This window comes from Nocardioides maradonensis (assembly GCF_054777115.1).
This window is the reverse complement of record NZ_BAAHAZ010000028.1, coordinates 1-19682: the sequence shown is the minus strand read 5'-3', so window position 1 is coordinate 19682 and position 19682 is coordinate 1. Positions and strand designations below refer to the sequence as shown.

At 72.0% G+C, this 19682-nt stretch carries 19 protein-coding genes and 1 riboswitch; of the genes, 5 read left to right on the top strand and 14 right to left on the bottom strand.

Annotated features, from left to right (window positions below):
- Nucleotide 1 precedes the first annotated feature (1 nt).
- The 10 genes from ACYVAQ_RS22730 to ACYVAQ_RS22685 all read right to left on the bottom strand — a co-directional run bounded on the left by ACYVAQ_RS22730 (nucleotide 2) and on the right by ACYVAQ_RS22685 (nucleotide 9040).
- On the bottom strand, nucleotides 2–1645 hold the full coding sequence (locus ACYVAQ_RS22730; RefSeq protein ID WP_460792880.1) for a glycoside hydrolase family 13 protein: 1644 nt from the start codon (nucleotides 1643–1645) through the stop codon (nucleotides 2–4).
- A gap of 57 nt (nucleotides 1646–1702) precedes the next feature.
- Nucleotides 1703–3238, bottom strand: a complete 1536-nt coding sequence (thiC, locus tag ACYVAQ_RS22725) for a phosphomethylpyrimidine synthase ThiC (RefSeq protein WP_460792878.1) — start codon at nucleotides 3236–3238, stop codon at nucleotides 1703–1705.
- Nucleotides 3235–3918 carry a bifunctional hydroxymethylpyrimidine kinase/phosphomethylpyrimidine kinase gene (locus ACYVAQ_RS22720; protein WP_460792877.1) on the bottom strand — a complete coding sequence of 228 codons (684 nt, stop codon included), beginning with the start codon at nucleotides 3916–3918 and terminating at the stop codon, nucleotides 3235–3237. Before ACYVAQ_RS22720 ends, thiC begins: the two co-directional genes overlap by 4 nt.
- Nucleotides 3915–4490 (bottom strand): thiamine phosphate synthase, encoded by a 576-nt coding sequence (locus ACYVAQ_RS22715; protein ID WP_460792876.1) that lies wholly within the window; start codon nucleotides 4488–4490, stop codon nucleotides 3915–3917. Before ACYVAQ_RS22715 ends, ACYVAQ_RS22720 begins: the two co-directional genes overlap by 4 nt.
- Nucleotides 4490–5251 (bottom strand): thiazole synthase, encoded by a 762-nt coding sequence (locus ACYVAQ_RS22710; RefSeq protein ID WP_460792907.1) that lies wholly within the window; start codon nucleotides 5249–5251, stop codon nucleotides 4490–4492. The genes ACYVAQ_RS22715 and ACYVAQ_RS22710 overlap by 1 nt, the downstream gene beginning before the upstream one ends.
- A gap of 1 nt (nucleotide 5252) precedes the next feature.
- The gene (gene thiS / locus ACYVAQ_RS22705; RefSeq protein ID WP_460792875.1) at nucleotides 5253–5444 is read right to left on the bottom strand and encodes a sulfur carrier protein ThiS; all 192 of its coding nucleotides are present in this window, start codon (nucleotides 5442–5444) and stop codon (nucleotides 5253–5255) included.
- Nucleotides 5441–6433 carry a glycine oxidase ThiO gene (thiO, locus tag ACYVAQ_RS22700; RefSeq protein ID WP_460792874.1) on the bottom strand — a complete coding sequence of 331 codons (993 nt, stop codon included), beginning with the start codon at nucleotides 6431–6433 and terminating at the stop codon, nucleotides 5441–5443. Before thiO ends, thiS begins: the two co-directional genes overlap by 4 nt.
- Nucleotides 6430–6981 carry a thiamine phosphate synthase gene (locus ACYVAQ_RS22695; RefSeq protein WP_460792873.1) on the bottom strand — a complete coding sequence of 184 codons (552 nt, stop codon included), beginning with the start codon at nucleotides 6979–6981 and terminating at the stop codon, nucleotides 6430–6432. The genes thiO and ACYVAQ_RS22695 overlap by 4 nt, the downstream gene beginning before the upstream one ends.
- Nucleotides 6982–7013: 32 nt before the next feature.
- Nucleotides 7014–7122: riboswitch (TPP riboswitch) on the bottom strand.
- Entirely contained in the window at nucleotides 7089–8168 is a 1080-nt protein-coding gene (locus tag ACYVAQ_RS22690; protein WP_460792872.1) for an NAD(P)-binding domain-containing protein, read from the bottom strand. (Overlaps the previous riboswitch by 34 nt.)
- Nucleotides 8169–8215: 47 nt before the next feature.
- Nucleotides 8216–9040: an arylamine N-acetyltransferase family protein gene (locus ACYVAQ_RS22685; RefSeq protein ID WP_460792871.1), complete on the bottom strand. Its 825-nt coding sequence runs from the start codon at nucleotides 9038–9040 to the stop codon at nucleotides 8216–8218.
- 49 nt (nucleotides 9041–9089) lie between these two features.
- Between ACYVAQ_RS22685 and ACYVAQ_RS22680 the strand changes: the two genes are divergently transcribed.
- Nucleotides 9090–9758, top strand: coding sequence for a YdeI/OmpD-associated family protein (locus tag ACYVAQ_RS22680; protein WP_460792870.1), 669 nt, complete (start codon nucleotides 9090–9092; stop codon nucleotides 9756–9758).
- Here ACYVAQ_RS22680 and ACYVAQ_RS22675 read toward each other — a convergent pair.
- Entirely contained in the window at nucleotides 9755–10636 is an 882-nt protein-coding gene (locus ACYVAQ_RS22675; protein ID WP_460792869.1) for an RNA polymerase sigma-70 factor, read from the bottom strand. The genes ACYVAQ_RS22680 and ACYVAQ_RS22675 overlap by 4 nt on opposite strands.
- A gap of 2 nt (nucleotides 10637–10638) precedes the next feature.
- On the bottom strand, nucleotides 10639–11262 hold the full coding sequence (locus ACYVAQ_RS22670; RefSeq protein WP_460792867.1) for a carboxymuconolactone decarboxylase family protein: 624 nt from the start codon (nucleotides 11260–11262) through the stop codon (nucleotides 10639–10641).
- A gap of 119 nt (nucleotides 11263–11381) precedes the next feature.
- On the opposite strand from ACYVAQ_RS22670, the gene ACYVAQ_RS22665 reads away from it, so the two are divergent.
- Complete coding sequence (locus ACYVAQ_RS22665) at nucleotides 11382–12647, top strand: choice-of-anchor P family protein (RefSeq protein ID WP_460792866.1); 1266 nt, start codon at nucleotides 11382–11384, stop codon at nucleotides 12645–12647.
- 81 nt (nucleotides 12648–12728) lie between these two features.
- The gene (locus tag ACYVAQ_RS22660) at nucleotides 12729–14417 is read left to right on the top strand and encodes a fumarate hydratase (RefSeq protein WP_460792865.1); all 1689 of its coding nucleotides are present in this window, start codon (nucleotides 12729–12731) and stop codon (nucleotides 14415–14417) included.
- Nucleotides 14418–14448: 31 nt separating this feature from the next.
- Here ACYVAQ_RS22660 and ACYVAQ_RS22655 read toward each other — a convergent pair whose 3' ends face one another.
- Entirely contained in the window at nucleotides 14449–16212 is a 1764-nt protein-coding gene (locus ACYVAQ_RS22655; RefSeq protein WP_460792864.1) for a DUF429 domain-containing protein, read from the bottom strand.
- Between the two features lie 62 nt (nucleotides 16213–16274).
- Between ACYVAQ_RS22655 and ACYVAQ_RS22650 the strand changes: the two genes are divergently transcribed.
- Entirely contained in the window at nucleotides 16275–17663 is a 1389-nt protein-coding gene (locus tag ACYVAQ_RS22650) for a class II fumarate hydratase (protein WP_460792863.1), read from the top strand.
- A gap of 2 nt (nucleotides 17664–17665) precedes the next feature.
- On the opposite strand, the gene ACYVAQ_RS22645 is transcribed toward ACYVAQ_RS22650, so the two are convergent.
- Nucleotides 17666–17986 carry a hypothetical protein gene (locus ACYVAQ_RS22645; protein WP_460792862.1) on the bottom strand — a complete coding sequence of 107 codons (321 nt, stop codon included), beginning with the start codon at nucleotides 17984–17986 and terminating at the stop codon, nucleotides 17666–17668.
- A 123-nt stretch (nucleotides 17987–18109) separates the two neighbouring features.
- Between ACYVAQ_RS22645 and ACYVAQ_RS22640 the strand changes: the two genes are divergently transcribed.
- Nucleotides 18110–19534 (top strand): acyl-CoA synthetase, encoded by a 1425-nt coding sequence (locus ACYVAQ_RS22640; RefSeq protein ID WP_460792861.1) that lies wholly within the window; start codon nucleotides 18110–18112, stop codon nucleotides 19532–19534.
- Nucleotides 19535–19682 lie beyond the last annotated feature (148 nt).

The window sequence follows — 19682 nt, the reverse complement described above, 5'->3', positions numbered from 1 at the left end:
GTCAGTCCCCGGATTGCAACCACACCGCCGTGTCGGTCGGGAGGCCGCCGGCGTCCAGCGGTCCGCTCGCGACCAGGACCTCGGCGTCCGGCGGAAGCTTCACGACGGCGGGGCCGAAGTTGACCAGGACGGCGGTCGTGCCTGCGTCCGTGGTGAGGGTGAGCGACAGCAGGTCCTCGTCCGTCGCGTCGTCCCACGCCAGCGTCGAACGACCCAACCCGCGCTCGCGGCGCAGCCGCAGCAGGGTGCGGTAGAGCTCGAGCGTCGAGCCCGGGTCGCCGTCCTGGCGGTCGGGGGCGAGGTCGCCGTACTCCTCGGGCTGCGGGAGCCAGCTCGCCTCCCCCGGGCCGAAGCCGTACGACGGCGTGCCGCTGTGCCACGGCACCGGCACCCGGCAGCCGTCGCGGCCGCGGTCGCGGTGGCCCGAGCGCTCGTACGTCGGGTCCTGCCGCGCCTCGTCGGGCAGCCGGGTCGCGTCGGGCAGGCCGAGCTCCTCGCCCTGGTAGAGGTACGCCGATCCGGGCAGCGCCAGCATCAGCGTGGTCGCCGCGCGGGCTCGTCGCAGGCCGAGCGCGGCGTCGGGCTGCGGGTCGTCGGCACCGATGCCGGCGATGGAGACCGTCGGCGTCGGCGGGTAGCCGAGCCGCGTCGCGTGACGCGGCACGTCGTGGTTCGACAGCACCCAGGTCGCGGGGGCGCCGACCGCACCCGTCGACTCCAGGGAGCGGTCGATGGCGGCGCGCTGCAGGGGCGCGAGCCACGGGGTCAGCAGGTAGTCGAAGTTGAAGGTCTGGTGCATCTCGTCGGGCCGGACGTAGCGGGCGAGCCGCTCGGTCGGGGTCACCCAGGCCTCGGCGCAGAGGATCCGCTCGCCGTCGTACTCGTCGAGGAGGGTGCGCCAGCTGCGGTAGATCTCGTGCACCCCGTCGCGGTCCCACATGGGGAACTCGCGGGTCTCCACCTTCTGCGGGTCCAGCGACATGTCCTGGTCGGGCAGGCCCGGCTCCTTGACCAGCCCGTGCGCCACGTCGACCCGGAAGCCGTCGACGCCACGGTCCAGCCAGAACCGGAGCACCGACTCCATCTCGGCGCGGACCTCGGGGTTGGTCCAGTCGAAGTCGGGCTGGGAGGCGTCGAAGAGGTGCAGGTACGACTGCCCGCCCTCGACCCGCTCCCAGGCCGGGCCGCCGAACACGCTCGGCCAGTTGTTCGGCGGCTCCTCGCCGCCCGGGCCCTTGCCGTCGCGGAAGAGGTAGCGCGCCCGCTCGGGGCTGCCGGGCGGGCTGGCGAGCGCTGCCTGGAACCACGGGTGCTCCGAGGAGGAGTGGTTGGGGACCAGGTCGACGATGACGCGCAGGGCCAGCTCGTGGGCCCGCGCGATCATCGCGTCGGCGTCCGCCAGCTTCCCGAACAGCGGATCGACGTCGCGGTAGTCGGCGACGTCGTACCCGGCGTCGTTCTGCGGGGAGGTGTAGAACGGCGAGAGCCAGATGGCGTCGACGCCGAGGTCGACCAGGTGCTGCAGCCGGCTCGTGACGCCGGGCAGGTCGCCCACGCCGTCACCGTCGGCGTCCGCCCAGCTGCGCGGGTAGACCTGGTAGATGACGGCGTCGCGCCACCACTCGCTGTTCGCGTCCGAGAGCATGCGACCACCCTGCCAAAGCGACGGGCGGCGGCCAAGGCGTCTTCTCAGGCCTCGACCTCAGGCCTCGACGTAGACGCTGCTGCCCATCTCGACGAACTCCGCGGACTTCTGGGCGAACTGCTTGCGCACGTCCTGGCTGATCCGCATCGAGCAGAACTTCGGGCCGCACATCGAGCAGAAGTGGGCGGTCTTGGCGTTCTCGGCGGGCAACGTCTCGTCGTGGAACGCCATCGCGGTGACCGGGTCGAGCGACAGCGCGAACTGGTCGTGCCAGCGGAACTCGAAACGCGCCTTCGACAGCGCGTCGTCCCACTCGCGCGCGTGCGGGTGGCCCTTCGCGACGTCGGCCGCGTGGGCGCTGAGCTTGTACGTGATGACGCCGGTCTTCACGTCGTCCTTGTTCGGCAGGCCGAGGTGCTCCTTGGGCGTGACGTAGCAGAGCATCGCGGTGCCGTGCATCGCGATCGTGGCCGCGCCGATGGCACTGGTGATGTGGTCGTAGCCGGGCGCGATGTCGGTGACGAGCGGGCCGAGCGTGTAGAAGGGCGCGCCGTGGCACCAGTCCTGCTGCAGCACGACGTTCTCCTCGACCAGGTTGAGCGGGACGTGGCCGGGGCCCTCGACCATCACCTGGACGTCGTGCTCCCAGGCGCGCTTCGTCAGCTCGGCGAGGGTGCGCAGCTCGGAGAGCTGGGCCTCGTCGTTGGCGTCGGCGGTCGCGCCCGGGCGGAGGCCGTCGCCGAGGGAGAAGCTGACGTCGTACCTCTTGAAGATCTCGCAGAGCTCGTCGAAGTGGGTGTAGAGGAAGTTCTCCTCGTGGTGGGCCAGGCACCAGCCGGCCATGATCGAGCCGCCGCGGCTGACGATGCCGGTGACGCGGTGCGCGGTCATCGGGACGTAGCGCAGCAGCACGCCGGCGTGGATCGTCATGTAGTCGACGCCCTGCTCGGCCTGCTCGATGACGGTCTCGCGGAACAGCTCCCAGGTGAGCTTGTCGGCCTGGCCCTTGACCTTCTCCAAGGCCTGGTAGATCGGCACGGTGCCGATCGGGACCGGGCTGTTGCGGATGATCCACTCGCGGGTCGCGTGGATGTCGTCGCCGGTGCTGAGGTCCATGACGGTGTCGGCGCCCCAGGTGATCGCGTGAGTGAGCTTGTCGACCTCCTCGGCGATGCTGGACGTGACCGCGGAGTTGCCGATGTTGGCGTTGACCTTCACCAGGAACCGGCGGCCGATGATCATCGGCTCGGACTCGGGGTGGTTGATGTTGACCGGGATGATCGCGCGGCCCGCGGCCACCTCGCTGCGGACCAGCTCGATGTCGCAGCGCTCGCGCTGGGCGACGTACTCCATCTCCTTGGTGACGATGCCCTGGCGGGCGTAGTGCATCTGGGTGACGTTGGGGCGGGTGCGGTCGCCACGCTCGTCGATCCACTCCTTGCGGAGGTGCGGCAGGCCCTCCTCGGGGACCGAGCCGGGGCCGGCGGTGGTGTAGCGGTCGAAGGTCTCGCCGTTGGTGAGCTGCACGCGGGTGACGGGGACCTCGAGGTCGCCGGTGAGGACGCGGGTGTGGGCGGGGTGGACCTGGTTCATGCTGTGCTCCTCGGTTGGGTGGGGTGGACGTGCGCGACGGGACCCCGGCCGCGGCCGAGCTCCCAGTCCTGGCCGATCAGCAGCTGGCGGCGGACGAAGGTGTCAGCACTTCTCGCTGCGTCGGGGAGGTCGTGACCCAGGGCGAGGTACGCCGCCAGCGCGCTCGCGTGGGTGCAGCCGGTGCCGTGGTCGTTGGTCGTCGGGAGGTCGCCGCCCGCGGTGAGGACGAGCCCCGGGTGCTCGGGGCGACCGAGGGCCTCGTGCTCCTCCTGGTTCGGGGTGATGACGGTGGCGACCGGGATCAGGTGCGCGCGGTAGGCGTCGCGCACGGCGGCGTCGGCGAGGGTCGCGCCGGTGGAGGCGCGGAGGACCGGGTCGACGACGAGGGTGCGGCCCGTGCACCTCTCCGCGACGAGCGCGACGACCTCGGGTGTGCCGAGCATGCCGGTCTTGACGACGGCCGGGTCGAGGTCGCTGAGGACGGCGTCGAGCTGGGCGGCCACCACCTCGAGGGGGATCGTGTGGATCCCGCGGACCGCGACCGTGTCCTGGGCGGTGACGGCGGTGACGACGCACGCGCCGTGCACGCCGAGGGCCGCGAAGGTGGCGAGGTCGGCGGCGATGCCGGCGCCGCCGCACGAGTCGGTGCCGGCGACGGTGAGGACGACGGGCGGGGTCATCGGACGGCCTCGAGGAGGGCGCTGACGACCTCGGCCGGGTCGTGGGCCCGCATGACGGCTCCCATCACGGCGACGCCGTGGGCGCCGTCGCGTCGTGCTTCCGCGGCGTTGGCCGGGGTGATCCCGCCGAGGGCGAAGACGGGGATCGGGAGGTCCTGGAAGGCGGTCGGGGGCAACGACGGTCCGTAGCCGGGCTTGGAGTCGGTGGCGGCGTACGGCGAGAGGGTGGCCCAGGCGGCCCCCTCCTCCGCGGCGGCCCGCACGGCCTCCGGCGAGTGGCACGAGCGACCCCATGCCCCGCCGCTTGCTTGCCGGCAGGTAAGTACTTGCTTGCCGGCAGGCAAGTGGAGACCGACAGCCCCGGGCAACGGTGTGTGGGCGGTGATCACGGTGGCCCCGACGCCGACGAGGGCGGCGGCCAGGGCGGCCCGGGCCGCCTCAGGCTCGTCGAGCTCACGCAGGACCACGTGGGTGGCACCGGCCTCGACGCACTCCGCGACGGTGCGGACCAGGGACCGCCCGAGCCGCAGCTGCGAGCGGTCGGTGAGGAGCAGCAGGCGGGGCAGGTCCATCACGCCCGCCCGACCATGCCCGCGACCGGGGACGAGGCCCGTGCGGTCGCCCTCCGCGGGATCCGGCCCGCCTCACGCGCGGCCACCCCCGCCTCGACGCCGAGCCGCAGCGCCTGCGCCATCCGCGCCGGGTCGTCGGCGCGGGTGATCGCGGTCGCGGCCAGCACCGCGTCGCAGCCCAACTCCATCGCGAGCGCTGCGTCGGACGCCGTGCCGACCCCCGCGTCGAGGACCACCGGCACCGACACCGCCGCCCGGACGGCCTCGATCGCGTGCGGGTTGAGCACGCCCAGCCCGGACCCGATCGGCGAGCCGAGAGGCATCACGGCCGCGCATCCCGCGTCCTGCAGGCGACGCGCCAGCACGGGGTCGTCGGTCGTGTAGGGCAGCACCGTGAAGCCCATCCGCACCAGGGTCGCGGCCGCCTCCAGCAGCTCGATCGCGTCGGGCAGCAGGGAGATCTCGTCGCCGATCACCTCGAGCTTCACCCACGACGTTCCGAGCGCCTCCCGGGCGAGCTCGGCGGTCAGCACCGCCTCGCGGGCCGTCCGACAGCCGGCCGTGTTCGGCAGCAGGCGTACGCCGAGACCCAGCAGCGTGGCCAGCAGCCCTCCGTCCGAGGTGCCCGAGGTGCGGCGTACCGACACCGTCACCAGGCCGGGCGCCGCCGCATCGACGACGGGCTCCACGAGGTCCATGCGCGGCAGGCCGCCCGTGCCGAGGAACAACCGTGACGACAACGTCTCGCCGGCGATCACCAGGTCAGCCACCCTGCACCGCCGTCACGATCTCGACGACGTCGCCGTCGGCCAGCGGGGTAGTGGCGTGCTCGGCGCGGGGTACGACGCACGCGTTGACCGCGACCGCGATGCCGGCCGGGTCCGGCGGCAGCAGGTCGGCGACGTGCGTGCCCGCGTCGATGTCGCGCGAGGATCCGTTGACGGTGATGGTCATGCTGCCTCCCTGGCATCGACGTGATCGGCGATCAGCTGCGCCGTGAGCGGCGCGAGGAGCACCCCGTTGCGGCCGTGCCCGGCCGCCAGCAGCACCCCGTCCTCCCCCACCGGCCCGATGAGCGGCAGGTGGTCGGCGGTGGCCGGCCGGTCGCGGGCGACCGCCTCGACGAACTCGGCCCGGTCCAGCCCCGGCAGCAGCTCGCGCGCCGCGTCGAGCAGCACGTGCACCCCCTCGACGGTCACGACCGGGGGACCGTCGTGCTCCTCCGAGGTCGCCCCGATCACCACCTCGTCGGACCCGGTCCGCGGGACGACGTACACCGGCCGACCGTGGACCAGGCCGCGCACCGTGTGCGCCGGCCGCTGCGCCGGGCCCGCCACACGCACCCGCAGGATCTCCCCGCGCACCGGCCGGACCAGGTCGGTGAAGGGCGCGGGGAGCCGCGCGCCGGTGGCGACCACAGTGACGTCGACCTCGTTGGTTGAGTAGCCGCGAGCGCCAGCGAGCGGCGTATCGAGACCAACCCGCTCGAGCAGCGCCGCCACGACCCGCCGCGGGTCGACGCTGTGGTCGTCCGGCAGGTACGCACCGCCCACCACGCGCCCCAACCCGGGCTCACGCGCGACGACCTCCCGACGGTCCAGCGACTCCGCCGCGACACCGGCCGCGGCGAGCAGCCCGACCTGCCGGTCGATCTCCTGGAGGTCCGAGGCGTCGGCGGCGGCCAGCACCGTCCCCGTCGTGTGCAGCGGTACGCCGAGGCGGGCGGCCCACCCGGGCCACAGCACCAGCGACGCGCGGCCGAGCCGGAACAGCTCGGTCTCCCCGTGCCACAGCTCGCCGGCGGGCGAGAGCATCCCGGCCGCGGCGTACGACGCCCCCGACCCGGGGGCCGGATCGACGACCTCGACCGCGTGGCCGCGCCGGAGCAGCTCCTCGGCACAGGCGAGGCCGATGATCCCGGCCCCGAGCACGCGCACCCTCATCGCCCCAGTGCCTCCGCGAGCGCGCGGACCGCGGCCACCGGGTCCGGCTCGCGCCAGATCCCACCGATCACGGCGACCCCGTGCGCGCCGACGTCCGCCACGGGCCCGACGTTGCGCGGCGTGATGCCCCCGATCGCCACGACCGGCAGGCCCGACCCGACCACCCCACCCAGCCCGTCAGGTCCCAGCGGCTCCGGTAGTCCCGCCTTCGAGGACGACACGAACACCGGCCCGACGCCGGCGTAGTCGGCACCGGCCGCAGCCGCCGCCACCACGTCCGCACCGGTCCGGCAGGTCGCCCCGACCAGCAGGTCCGGCGCGATCCGCAGTACGTCGGCCACGGCGATGTCAGTCGCCCCGACGTGCACACCGTGGGCGCCCGCCACGAGCGCGACGTCGACCCGGTCGTTGACGACCACGGTGGCGCCGGTGGCGAGCGCGGCGCGGGTCAGCGCCACCAGTCCAGCGCCGTCCAGCGTCTTGTCGCGGACCTGGAAGCAGTCCACCCCCGCGGCCACGAGGGCGGGCAGCAGGGAGAGGTCGTCCACGGACGACACCAAGCACATCAACTTCGGCACCAACGGGTGCTCCTTCACGTTCCTTCGCCGGTATGAGCCGGATCAGGTTCAACGGTCGGAGCGGTGTCAGCTCCCTCTCAGCCCGCTACCGCGGACTCCCGTGTGGTCGACGCCGACAGTAGCAGCCGTCGTACGGCGAGGGCAGCGGCCCGTCCAGCACGCGTCGCGCCGATGGTGCTGGCCGAGGGTCCGTAGCCGACGAGCTGCACCCGCGGATCGGCCGCGGCCGTCACCGCGGTCTGGACGTCGCTGCCGCCCGGCAGCAGCGCGATCCCGCCGTACGACGAGCGCAGGTGCAGCGGCGCCAGGTGGTCGACCGCGGGGCGGAAGCCGGTGGCCCAGAGGATGACGTCGACCGGCTCGAAGGCGCCGTCCGCCCAGCGCACCCCGTCCGGCTCGATCCGCTCGAACATCGGGCGACGGTCGTAGGCGCCCAGCGACGCCGCGAGCGCCTCCTGCGGCCGCAGCGCCAGCCCGGTCACGCTCACGACGCTCGCCGGCGGACGGCCCGAGCGCACCCGCTCGAGCACCTGCCCGATCGCGGCGCGACCGTCGAACCGCTCCTGGTTCCAGACCGGCTCGCGCCGGGTCACCCAGAGGGTCGAGGTGGTCGGCGCGAGCTCGCCGAGGAACTGCACCGCCGAAGCGCCGCCACCGACCACGAGGACGCGTTTCCCATGGAAATACGCGGGTCCTGGGTAGTCGACGGTGTGCAGCTGCTCGCCGAGGAAGGTGCCCGCCCCGGGGTAGTACGGGATGAACGGCCGGGTCCAGGTGCCGGTCGCGTTGACGATCGTGCGGGTGGTCCACGATCGCGGTCCGGCGTGCACCACGAGCAGGTCACCGTCGCTGGTCACGCTGTCCACCCGCACCGGCCGCTCGACGGGCAGGTCGTGGGTGCGCTCGTAGTCGCCGAACCACGCGGGGACCACCACGTTGGCCCGTTCCTCCGAGCCACCCGGAGCGGGCGCGTCCGGCAGGTCCGCGACGCCGTGCACGTCGGCCATCGTGAGCGAGTCCCAACGGTGCTGCCAGGCGCCGCCCGCGGTCGCGTCGGCGTCCAGCACCAGGTGGTCGAGGCCCAGCCTCTTCAGGTGGTACGACGCCGACAGGCCGGCCTGACCGGCCCCGATGACGATGGCGTCGTAGGTATGCACGTGGGTGGAACAACCCGGTCTGCCGGCCCATGCCCGGCGCCTGATGTCTACTGCGCCACGAGCTGATCGACCTTGGCGAGCAACCGGGTGCGCTCGTCGGTGGCCAGCGGCACCGCGAGCTCGTTCAGCCACGCTCCCACCTCGTCGGGACGGATCTGCCGGTGCTCGGTGGGCTGCCCGGCCCGCCTGATCGTGACGGCCTGGTGGGTCAGCGTCACGTGCCGGTTGTCGACGTAGCGCGCGACCATCAGCCCGGACCGGAAGTGCGAGGCCGGGAAGGTGCTGGTGAAGTGGTGGCCCTCGACGACGTCGGAAGGGTGGACCGGGAGCAGGTCGATCGTGTGCAGCCGCTGCCACCCGCCGTCGCGCTCGCGGTGCAGCTCGAACCCGCCGACCTCCGGCGCCGCCACGACCCGGCTGCGCCAGCCGTAGTGCTCGGCCTCCCGGCCGTCCTCCAGTGGGATCGGCCGGATCAGGCTCATCCCGAAGCCCGGGTCGCACAGCCACCAGCGCTCGCCGAGCCGGACCCCGACCGTCAGGTGGGTGCGGGCCGCGACACCGCCCGGGTTGTCGACGCGGCCGAGCTGGCGACGTACGTCGTACCCCAGCCGCTCGAGCACCGCGGCGAACAGCGAGCCGTGCTCGAAGCAGTAGCCACCTCGCCCACGGCCGAGGAACTTCTCCGCGATCGCGGGCAGCGCGACGCCCGGGTGCTGGTCGAGCAGCACGTCGATGTTGTCGAAGGTGAAGGTGCGCACGTGGGCCTCGTGCAGCTCGCCCAGCGCGATCACGCTCGGCTCGCGCGGCTCGACACCCACCCGCGCGAGGTACGCGCCCAGGTCCAGGTCGGCCACCTGCCACTCGTCCAGCACGGGCTCAGCGTAGGGCGTCCCTGTCGGCGCGGGGTGGCAGTCTGACGCCATGGACGACGAGCTCCCCGGACGCCTCGGCGGTACGCCGGAGCGGCCGGCCCGCTTCTTCGCCGACGCCGCCGAGTTCGCGGCGTGGCTGGAGCGCTTCCACGCGACCGAGACCGAGCTCTGGATGGGGCTGTACAAGAAGCACGTCCCCGACCGCGGGCTCGTCTGGGAGGACGCCGTGCGCGAGGCGCTGTGCTGGGGCTGGATCGATTCCAAGGTCGAGCGCATCGACGACGACGCGATCCGCCAGCGCTGGACCCCGCGCAAGCCGACGAGCAACTGGTCCCAGATCAACCTCGCCGCGTTCGAGGAGCTCCGCGCCGAGGGCCGGATCCAGCCACCCGGCCTGGCGATCTGGGAGGTCCGCCGCGAGCCGACGGTCTACGCCTACGAGAAGTCGGTCAAGCCCGAGCTCCCGCCGGAGTACGCCGCACGCCTGGCCGCCGACGCCGCGGCCAGCGCCTTCTGGGCGGTCGCCACTCCGTCGTACCGACACCTGTGCGCCAACTGGGTGATCACCGCCAAGCAGGAGGCCACCCGCGAGAAGCGGATGCAGCAGCTGCTCGACGACTGCGCCGCCGGCCGGCTGATCCCCAGCCAGCGCTACGGCAAGCCGCCCACCTGGGTCACCCGGGCGGCCGCCGCAGCCGCGGCCACGTCCGACAGCTAACGCTGCAGCACCGTCGGCTCGTCGAGCCGCTCCAGCTTGTGCGGGTTGCGCATGGTGAAGATCCGGGTGATCCGCCCGTCCTCGACCTGCACGCTGATCGCCGTGGGGCCGAACGACCCCAGGTCCAGCCGCGCCGCCGGCGCACCGTTGATCCAGATCGTCTCGACGACCGCGTCGGGAACGATCCGCGGGAAGTTCTTGAGGAACCTCACCACCTTCGCAGCACCCTCGATCGGCACCCGGGACGCGGTCGCGAAGCCGCCGCCGTCCGCGATCACCACGACGTCCGGCGCGAGCACGTCCATGAGGCCCTGCACGTCGCCGGTCGTGACCGCGCGCAGGAACCGCTCGACCACGGCCTGCTGCTCGCTCCGGTCCACCGCGACCCGCGGACGTCGGGCCTCGACGTGGGAGCGCGCCCGGTGCGCCACCTGCCGGACCGCGGCCGCCGTCTTGTCGACGGCGGCCCCGATCTCGTCGTACGGCAGGTCGAAGACCTCGCGCAGCACGAAGACCGCCCGCTCGGTCGGTGTGAGGGTCTCGAGCACGGTGAGCATCGCGATCGACACGCTCTCGGCCAGCTCGACGGCCTCGGCCACGTCCGGAGTGGTCAGCAGCGGCTCCGGCAGCCACTCGCCGACGTAGTCCTCGCGCCGCCGGGCCAGAGTCCGCAGCCGGTTGAGCGCCTGCCGGGTCACGATCCTCACCAGGTAGGCGCGCGGGTCGACGACGTCGGCCCGCGCACCGTCCTCCATCGCGGCCCAGCGCAGCCACGTCTCCTGGACGACGTCCTCGGCGTCGGCCGCGGAGCCGAGCATCTCGTAGGCGACCGTGAACAGCAGGCTGCGGTGGGCGATGAACGGGTCGACGGCGCTCACGGTCACGACCCTACGACCGCACCCTGGGGGGCTCCGCCCCCCAGACCCCCCACATCGAGCGTCGGACGCTCGGCCAGGGGCGCCAGGCCGCAGGCGGCCGCGAAGCCTTCGGACTCGATGCCGAGCGCGACGTTGCCGCGGGTGGTGAGGTTGGCGAAGCCGATGACGTTGGTGAGCTCCACGACGGCGGCCGGTCCGAGCTGGCGGTTGAGGCTTTCGACCATCTCGTCGGTGACCGTGACCGGCGTGGAGCTCATCGCCTCGGCGTACTCCAGCACCTCACGCTCCAGCGGGGTGAACACCGTCGAGACCCGCCAGCGCGGGATCTCCCGGGCCTTGGCGAGGTCGAGGCCCTTGTCCTTGGCCATGAAGTAGTTGAAGTCCAGGCACCAGGTGCAGCCGATGTACGACGCCACCGCCATGTGCGCGAACGACTTCAGGCTCTCGTCGCAGCGGTCCCATTTCTGCAGCTTCTGGCCGAAGCCCATGCTCGCCTTGAGGACCGGCACGTTGTGCCACATCACCCCGAGCGACTCCGGGACCTGGCCGAACATCCTGGTGGCGAACTTCTTGACCAGTGCGCCGTACAGACCGTTGATCTCCGTGGCAGGGATCCGGGTGGTCATGACTTCCTCCTGAGGGGGTATCGGTTGCTGTCGACATCAAGACACCGCCCGGATCTCACGTGTGACATCCTGATGGGCACCTCCTGTCCACCCCTCCCTCGGGATTCGGAGTCCCCTCCATGAAGATGCGTTTCCTGCTCCCTCTTTTCGCCCTGCTCGCCCTCGGGATCGCTCCGGTCGCCCTGCCCTCGTCGGCGCAGGCTGCGACGAGGATCTGGGCCTACCAGGCCAGCGCCGGCGGCACCTACGTGCAGCTCGGCGACGGCACCGTCACGTCCGACCTGACCGCTCCGAGCACCGTCAGCGGTGTCTCGCGTGGTGGCTCCGACGCCAACCACACCGCGGCGGTCAACGTCGCCAACGCGGTCCAGACCGGTGCGGTCCAGACCAAGACCTGGGCGACGAAGTCCGGCGACACCACGACCGTCCACTCCTGGGCCCGCACCGCCGGCGTGGACCTCCTGGGCGGCCTGGTCAGGATCGACGCCATGACCACCCAGCTGAACTCGAGCGCGACGACGGCCGGGCGCACGACGGGCAGCGGTTCGACCCAGTTCGCCGGGATCCACATCGCCGGGGTGAACCTGCCGCTGAACATCCCGAAGAACTACGCGGTGACGGTGCCGGGCGTCGCCACCGTGAGCCTCAACGTCGCCCAGCACAAGGTCGACGCCACCGGCTCCGCCACCCTGGGCTGGGGTCTCGGCATCACGCTGCTCCAGCCGCGGGCCGGCATGCCGGCCAACGTCACGATCGCCCTCAACCCGGAGACGATCTTCTTCGTCGACGCCACGCCCAACCCTGGTGCGCAGCTCGGCGGCGCCGCCTTCGGGACCCGGGTGCTCGTCAACAGCGGCGGCCTCGCCAAGATCGAGAGCAGCCCGACGGCCCTGATCGGGACGCCCTTCAACGGCAGCAAGGGCAAGACGATCACGCACACGACCGCCGCGGTCAACGTCCCCGGCCTGCTCACCACCGGCGCGGTCACCACGACCACGACCTCGACCAAGGACGCGATCGGCAACGCGAACGTCCGCAACACCAGCCAGGTCGCCGGGCTCGACCTGCTCGGCGGGCTCGTCAAGGCCGACGCCATCCACGTCGTCGCGCGCGGCACGGTCAAGGCTCACCGCTGGACCAGCGGTCTGAGCATGTCGACGGTCAACCTCGTCATCGCCGGGAGGTCGATCCCGCTCAACGTCGCCCCGAACACGACCTTCGACGTCGCCGGGCTCGGCAAGGTGGAGCTGAACGTGCGCTCGCGGAACCCGGTCAATCGCTCCAACGCGATCACGGCCATCCGCATCACCCTCGGCTCCCCGACGGCGGGGTTCAAGGCCGGGGCGATCATCGAGATCGGGTACGCCGCCACGCAGATCGTCTGACGACGTGCTCCTCGACGAGGGCCGGGCCGCCATGCGGCCCGGCCCTCGTGTCGTCCGCGGCAGCGCCTATCCTCGGTGTTCGTGGCTGACGCAGAGTTCCGGTACTCCGACCTCCTCCCGACGTCTCATGACGACACGCCGTACCGGCTGATCACGACGGAGGGGGTCGAGACCGTCGAGGGCCCCGACGGGCAGACGTTCCTGAAGGTCTCCCCCGAGGCGATCCAGCAGCTGACCGCCGAGGCGATGCACGACATCAGCCACTACCTGCGGCCGGCGCACCTCAAGCAGCTGCGCAAGATCATCGACGACCCGGAGGCCTCCGGGAACGACCGCTTCGTCGCGCTGGACCTGCTCAAGAACGTCAACATCAGCGCGGGCGGCGTGCTCCCCATGTGCCAGGACACCGGCACCGCCATCGTGATGGGCAAGAAGAGCGAGGGTGTGCTCACCGGTGCCGACGACGCCGAGTGGATCTCGCGCGGCGTCTACGACGCCTACACCAAGCTGAACCTGCGCTACAGCCAGCTCGCGCCGCTGACCATGTACGACGAGAAGAACACCGGCTCCAACCTGCCGGCGCAGATCGAGCTCTACTCGACCGCCCAGGGACCGAAGGGTCCGGAGTACAAGTTCCTCTTCATGGCCAAGGGCGGCGGTTCGGCCAACAAGTCGTTCCTGTTCCAGGAGACGAAGGCGATCCTCAACCCGAAGCGGCTGCTGGAGTTCCTCGACGAGAAGATCCGCTCGCTCGGCACGGCCGCCTGCCCGCCGTACCACCTCGCGGTGGTGATCGGCGGCACCAGCGCGGAGTTCGCGCTGAAGACGGCCAAGTACGCCAGCGCGCACTACCTCGACAACCTGCCCACCGAGGGGTCGATGGACGCCCACGGCTTCCGCGACGTCGAGCTGGAGGAGGAGGTCTTCAAGCTGACCCAGTCCTTCGGCATCGGCGCGCAGTTCGGCGGCAAGTACTTCTGCCACGACGTCCGCGTCGTCCGGCTCCCCCGCCACGGCGCCTCGTGCCCCGTGGCGATCGCGGTGTCCTGCTCGGCCGACCGGCAGGCGCTCGGCAAGATCACGGCGGAGGGCGTCTTCCTCGAGCAGCTCGAGACCGATCCGGCGCAGTACATGCCCGACGCGGGCGTCGCCGAGGACATCTCCGGTGGCGAGGTCGTGAAGATCGACCTCAACCGGCCGATGAGCGAGATCCTCGCCGAGCTGACGAAGTACCCGGTCAAGACGCGCCTGTCCCTGACCGGTCCGCTCGTGGTCGCGCGCGACATCGCGCACGCGAAGATCCAGGAGCGGCTCGACGCGGGCGAGGGCATGCCGCAGTACCTGAAGGACCACCCCGTCTACTACGCCGGCCCGGCGAAGACGCCCGAGGGCATGGCGTCCGGCTCCTTCGGTCCCACCACCGCCGGCCGGATGGACTCCTACGTCAAGGCCTTCCAGGCCGAGGGCGGCTCGATGGTGATGCTCGCCAAGGGCAACCGGAGCAAGCAGGTCACCGAGGCCTGCGACGCCTACGGCGGCTTCTACCTCGGCTCCATCGGCGGCCCGGCAGCCCGCCTGGCGCAGGACTGCATCAAGAGCCAGGAGGTGCTGGAGTACCCGGAGCTCGGCATGGAGGCCGTCTGGAAGATCGAGGTCGAGGACTTCCCCGCCTTCATCGTCGTCGACGACAAGGGCAACGACTTCTTCACCGACCCCGCGGGCACCACCACGGTCCCGCTGTCGGGGATCCGGGTGCGGTCCGCGGAGTAGGTACGCCGTCACCGCCTGACGGGCCGCGACCTCAGACGGGGTCCGGCCGCATCTTCACCAACCTCGCCCGCAGCGACGGGACCCGGTGGGCGTTGCCGCTCAGCCGCACGTAGTCCTCGCCGTAGGTCCACAGCAGGGCGTCGTCGAGGCGGCGTACGGCGCCGGGCGGATAGCGGTAGTCCATGCGCTCCGCGAGCGTCGCGCCGTCGACCGAGCGCAGCGTCTCGCCCAGCTCGGCGAGCGAGGTGATGCCGAGCTCGAGGACGAGACCTGCCATCCAGGCGTAGTGATCGGTGCGCGACCAGCCCGCATCGGCGTACTGACCGGCGAGGAAGGCCGCCAGCTCGCGGGGGCTGAGTCGCGGGTCGTCGTCGTCCGCAGCCGACTCCTCGGCGGCGAGGGGCTCGCGCAACCGGTCGCGGATGGTCGAGAACTCGCGGTCGGCGAGCTCCAGCAGTCCCGCCGCGAGCGTGAAGCGCCGGTCGAAGTCCGGCACATGGGCATCGGGGATCGTGCCCTTGTACCGGATGTCGTGCTCGAACTCCGCCCACGCGTGCTGGAGCACGGTGCGGATCTGCACCTGCGCGTGCAGGCCCTGTAGACCTTCGTAGCCGGGCAGCCCGCTCTCCGGGTCGACACCGATCAGGAGGTGCCGGCTGGCGTAGCCGAAGCGGCCCTCGCTGGCCGTCTCCTGACCCATGTCGCGATCGTCGAGAACCACGAAGGACTCACCGAGGAGGTCGGCCACCGCCTGCACGTCGCTGTGCACGTAGGTGATGACCCGCGTCCCGATCTGGTCGGTGATCTCGCGCAGCGGGTCCGTGTAGAGCGGCAGCCCGTGGGCGGTGCGCACCGCCTTCCCCGCGAAGGACGTCACGGCCTTCGCCCGTCCCGTGACGGTGAGGTAGTTGATGCCCGCGTCGTCGAGGATCGAGGTCACCAGCTGGACGTACAGCTCGGTGCCGCGCTGCACCTCGGGGAACCGCTCCGCATAGGCGCGCACCGCTGCGCCGGCATCCTTCGCGGAGGCCGCCGCCGCCCGCCGGGCGCGCGGTGTCGGCTCGAGGTCCTCGGGCAGGGTCGGCGTGACGATGTAGCCGGTCTCGACGTCGCCGTACGTCGTCGTCGATGCGGGCCTCCGGTCGGCGAAGAGCCCGATATAGGCGCACAGGACCGCGTCGACCTGGTCCTCGACGACCCGCAGCTCGCTCTTGCGGCGCGCGGTGTGCACCGCCGACGTCAGCTCGCCCCACCGCTCCCCCGCGACGATCAGCGGCGGGTACGCGTGGGCGAGACCCTCGATCAGTCCCATCAGGACCGTGAGCTCGGCCTGGAGCTGCTCGACCTTGCGGCCGGTCCGGTTCTTGTACTTGAGCGTCCGACCGAGCCGGAACAGCGCCACGGTGGCCGGATGCGGGTAGACCTCGATCGCGCGCCTGCCACGACCCGAGCGCGGGTTCAGGTCGAGCTTGAGCCGTGCGGCGATCCGCGCACCCCGGGGTTGGTCCTGGAACTCGGGCTTGCCCGTGTTCGCCGGGTGGGCGCCGGCGTCGAAGCGGGCGAAGTCGCGGTTGAGCTCCTTCTCGCAGGCCCGGTTGCCGGTCGGGTTGGTGACGACGAGAGGAGCGTCGATGGCGACGAGGCAGTCGCCGTCGACGTACGGCGCCAGGGCGGCCGCGATCTCGTCGTCGGTGATCACGGTGGATACGTGCACCAGCCGGCACTCCTCGTCGACGACGGCCAGCCCGGTGGGTCTGCGGTCGCCCCAGGCGAGGTCGATGCCGATGTGGTGCATGCCGCCAGCCTGCCCTACCGACGCCTCCGATGGCGGCACCCGCCTGGGCTACGGTGGCGAGCATGAGCGAGTTCCGCGTCGAGCACGACTCGATGGGCGAGGTGCAGGTCCCGGTCGACGCGCTGTGGAAGGCGCAGACCCAGCGGGCGGTGGAGAACTTCCCGATCAGCGGTACGCCGATCGAACCGGCCCTCATCCACGCCCTGGGCGAGGTGAAGGCGGCCGCGGCGGTGGCCAACGGCGAGCTCGGGGTGCTCACCGGCGCGCAGGCCAGCGCTGTCGAGAGCGCCGCGCGGGAGGTGGCGGCCGGCCGGCACGACGACCAGTTCCCCATCGACGTGTTCCAGACCGGGTCCGGCACCAGCTCCAACATGAACGCCAACGAGGTGATCGCCAGCCTGGCCGCGGCGGCCGGCACGGAGGTGCACCCCAACGACCACGTCAACGCCAGCCAGTCCAGCAACGACACCTTCCCGACCGCGATCCACGTCGCCGCGAGCCTGTCGGTGGTGCGCGACCTGCTGCCGGCGCTCGACGTCCTCGCCACCTCCCTCGAGGCGAAGGCCGAGGAGTTCGGCGACCTGGTGAAGTCCGGCCGCACGCACCTGATGGACGCGACGCCGGTGACGCTCGGCCAGGAGCTCGGCGGCTACGCGGCCACGGTCCGGCTCACGGGCGAGCGGCTGCTCGGCGTACTCCCCCGGGTGCGGGAGCTCCCCCTCGGCGGCACCGCCGTCGGCACCGGCATCAACACCCCGGCCGGCTTCGCGCAGGCGGCGATCGACGCGCTGAACAGCGCCACCGGCCAGGAGTTCACCGAGGCGCGCAACCACTTCGAGGCGCAGGGCACCCGTGACTCGCTGGTCGAGCTCTCCGGCGTCCTGAAGACGTACGCCGTGGGCCTGACCAAAATCTGCAACGACCTGCGCTGGATGGGCTCCGGCCCGACGACGGGCCTGGCCGAGATCCACCTGCCCGACCTGCAGCCGGGCTCCAGCATCATGCCGGGCAAGGTGAACCCGGTGCTGCCGGAGGCGACGCTGATGGTCTGCATGCAGGTGATGGGCAATGACGCGACCGTCACGGCCGCGGGCGCGAGCGGCGCGTTCGAGCTCAACGTGGCGATGCCGGTCCTGGCGCGGAACGTGCTGGAGTCGATCCGGCTGCTCGCCGCCGCCAGCCGCACGCTCGCGACCCGCTGCATCGACGGAATCACGGCCGACCCCGCACGGATGCGCCGGTACGCCGAGAGCTCGCCCTCGGTCGTCACCCCGCTCAACCGGATGATCGGCTACGAGGCCGCCGCGAAGATCGCGAAGAAGGCGCTCGCCGACGGCGCGACGATCCGCGAGACCGTCCTCGCGCTGGGGTACGTCGAGCGCGGCGAGCTCAGCCTGGAGCAGCTGGACGCCGCGCTCGACGTGGAGTCGATGACCCGCCCCGAGGAGTAGGGTCAGAAGTTCTTCGACCGCCTGGTCGCAACGGCAGCTCCCATGACCGCGAGCGCCGCGACCACGATCTGCCACAGGTGGCGGATCCAGTCGACGCCGTTGGTGGAGTTGTCCCACGTGGCCGCGTGGCCGTCGAAGGGCTTGTTGTTGTGGCCGAACAGGCCCCAGTAGACGAAGCTGCCGACGAGCATGCCGATGACACCGCACACGACGGTGAGCCAGAGCGGGATGTTGTCGCGGTCGCCGGGTGCGACCGCCTTGCCGAGCAGGCCGATGATCAGGCCGCCCACGAGGGTCACGATGATGGTCCAGAGAAGTTCCATGATGCATCCCCTTCCGAGTGGACGCGGGCGCGTCCGAGGTCTCGATCATCTTTACCCGACCAGCGCCCCGCGATACCCCGGTGCCGGGTACGGCGTGTCGACCTGCCCCGGCAGAATGCGGGTGTGAGTCACCTGCTGCCCGACGCCGTCGTCCTCGACCACCCCGTCACCGTCGGCGGCACGACGCTGCTGACCTCCGAGCTGTACGCCGCGGCGAGCGCGGCCGCCGAGGGGCTGGCCGGCCTGGACCGGGTCGCCGTCAACGCCGTACCGACCATGGAGACGGTGCTCGCCGTCGTCGCCTCCGTGCTGTCTGGGACGACCGTCGTGCTGGTGCCGCCGGACTCCGGTGCGGCCGAGCTGCGGCACGTCCTCGAGGACGCGAAGCCGCAGGCCTGGCTCGGCGCTCCTCCGCCGGAGAGCGACCTGCCCCACCTGCCGACCCCGCTGGACGCGCGGGCGCCGTACGCACCGACAGCCCTCGACCCCGACCACGTCGCCTTCGTCCTCTACACCTCCGGCACGACCGGGCTGCCCAAGGGCGTCCTGCTCCCGCGACGGTCGATCCTGGCCTGCCTCGACGGGCTGGCCGACGCGTGGGGCTGGACCGCCGACGACGTGCTCGCGCAGGGGCTGCCGCTGTTCCACGTGCACGGCCTGATCCTCGGCGTGCTCGGCCCGCTGCACGTCGGCGGCGGGCTGCACCACGTCGGCCGCCCCACCCCGGAGCGGTACGCCGACGCGGCCCGCGCCGGCGCCACGATGTTCTTCGGCGTCCCCACGGTGTGGGGCCGGATCGCGGAGGCGCCCGACCACGCGATGGCCCTGCGCGACGCGCGGCTGCTGGTGTCGGGCAGCGCCGCGCTGCCGACCCCGGTCTTCGAGCGGATCGCGGAGCTCACCGGTCACCGGATCGTCGAGCGCTACGGGATGAGCGAGACGCTGATCACCGTCGCGGCCCGCGCCGACGGCACCGCCCACGCCAGCTGGGTCGGCGTCCCGATCGAGGGCGTGGAGACCCGGCTGCGCGACGACGAGGACCAGCCGGTCCCGCACGACGGGGAGTCGGTCGGTCAGCTCCAGGTCCGCGGCACCACCGTGTTCGCGGGCTACCTCAACCGCCCCGACGCGACCGCCGAGTCCTGGACCGAGGACGGTTGGTTCCGCACCGGCGACGTCGCCGTCATCGCCCCCGACGGTGCGCACCGCATCGTCGGCCGCGCCTCGGTCGACCTGATCAAGTCGGGTGGCTACCGGATCGGTGCGGGCGAGATCGAGTCCACCCTGCTCGGCCACCCCGCGGTCGCCGAGTGCGCCGTCATCGGCCCGCCCGACACCGACCTGGGGCAGCGCATCGTCGCCTGCATCGTCCTGCGCGACGGGTACGACGCCAGCGACGACCTGGCCACGGAGCTCACGGCGTACGTCGGCGCGGAGCTGTCCGCGCACAAGCGACCCCGCGAGATCCGCTTCCTGCCCTCACTCCCCCGCAACGAGCTGGGCAAGGTGCAGAAGAAACGCCTGGTCGCCCCCGACCGCGAGTTCTGACTTGTGGTCGACCGAAACCCGGGCTTCGGTCGACCACGAGTCTGAACTCGCCTAGGGCGTGTCTGCTTATTGCTGTAGCCAGATGACGATGGCGCGGAGCACGACACCGCCGCGGTAGTTGGCGGCGAGCTTGTCGTAGCGGGTCGCG

Bases quoted from the DNA above. Each gene is read 5' to 3' on its own strand.
- ACYVAQ_RS22645 (WP_460792862.1), bottom strand. From the start codon at position 17,986: ATGGAACTTCTCTGGACCATCATCGTGACCCTCGTGGGCGGCCTGATC.
- ACYVAQ_RS22665 (WP_460792866.1), top strand. From the start codon at position 11,382: ATGAAGATGCGTTTCCTGCTCCCTCTTTTCGCCCTGCTCGCCCTCGGG.
- ACYVAQ_RS22650 (WP_460792863.1), top strand. From the start codon at position 16,275: ATGAGCGAGTTCCGCGTCGAGCACGACTCGATGGGCGAGGTGCAGGTC.
- ACYVAQ_RS22720 (WP_460792877.1), bottom strand. From the start codon at position 3,918: ATGACCCCGCCCGTCGTCCTCACCGTCGCCGGCACCGACTCGTGCGGC.
- thiO (WP_460792874.1), bottom strand. From the start codon at position 6,433: ATGAGGGTGCGCGTGCTCGGGGCCGGGATCATCGGCCTCGCCTGTGCC.
- ACYVAQ_RS22715 (WP_460792876.1), bottom strand. From the start codon at position 4,490: ATGGACCTGCCCCGCCTGCTGCTCCTCACCGACCGCTCGCAGCTGCGG.
- ACYVAQ_RS22730 (WP_460792880.1), bottom strand. From the start codon at position 1,645: ATGCTCTCGGACGCGAACAGCGAGTGGTGGCGCGACGCCGTCATCTAC.
- ACYVAQ_RS22670 (WP_460792867.1), bottom strand. From the start codon at position 11,262: ATGACCACCCGGATCCCTGCCACGGAGATCAACGGTCTGTACGGCGCA.
- ACYVAQ_RS22655 (WP_460792864.1), bottom strand. From the start codon at position 16,212: ATGCACCACATCGGCATCGACCTCGCCTGGGGCGACCGCAGACCCACC.
- ACYVAQ_RS22680 (WP_460792870.1), top strand. From the start codon at position 9,090: ATGGACGACGAGCTCCCCGGACGCCTCGGCGGTACGCCGGAGCGGCCG.
- thiS (WP_460792875.1), bottom strand. From the start codon at position 5,444: ATGACCATCACCGTCAACGGATCCTCGCGCGACATCGACGCGGGCACG.
- thiC (WP_460792878.1), bottom strand. From the start codon at position 3,238: ATGAACCAGGTCCACCCCGCCCACACCCGCGTCCTCACCGGCGACCTC.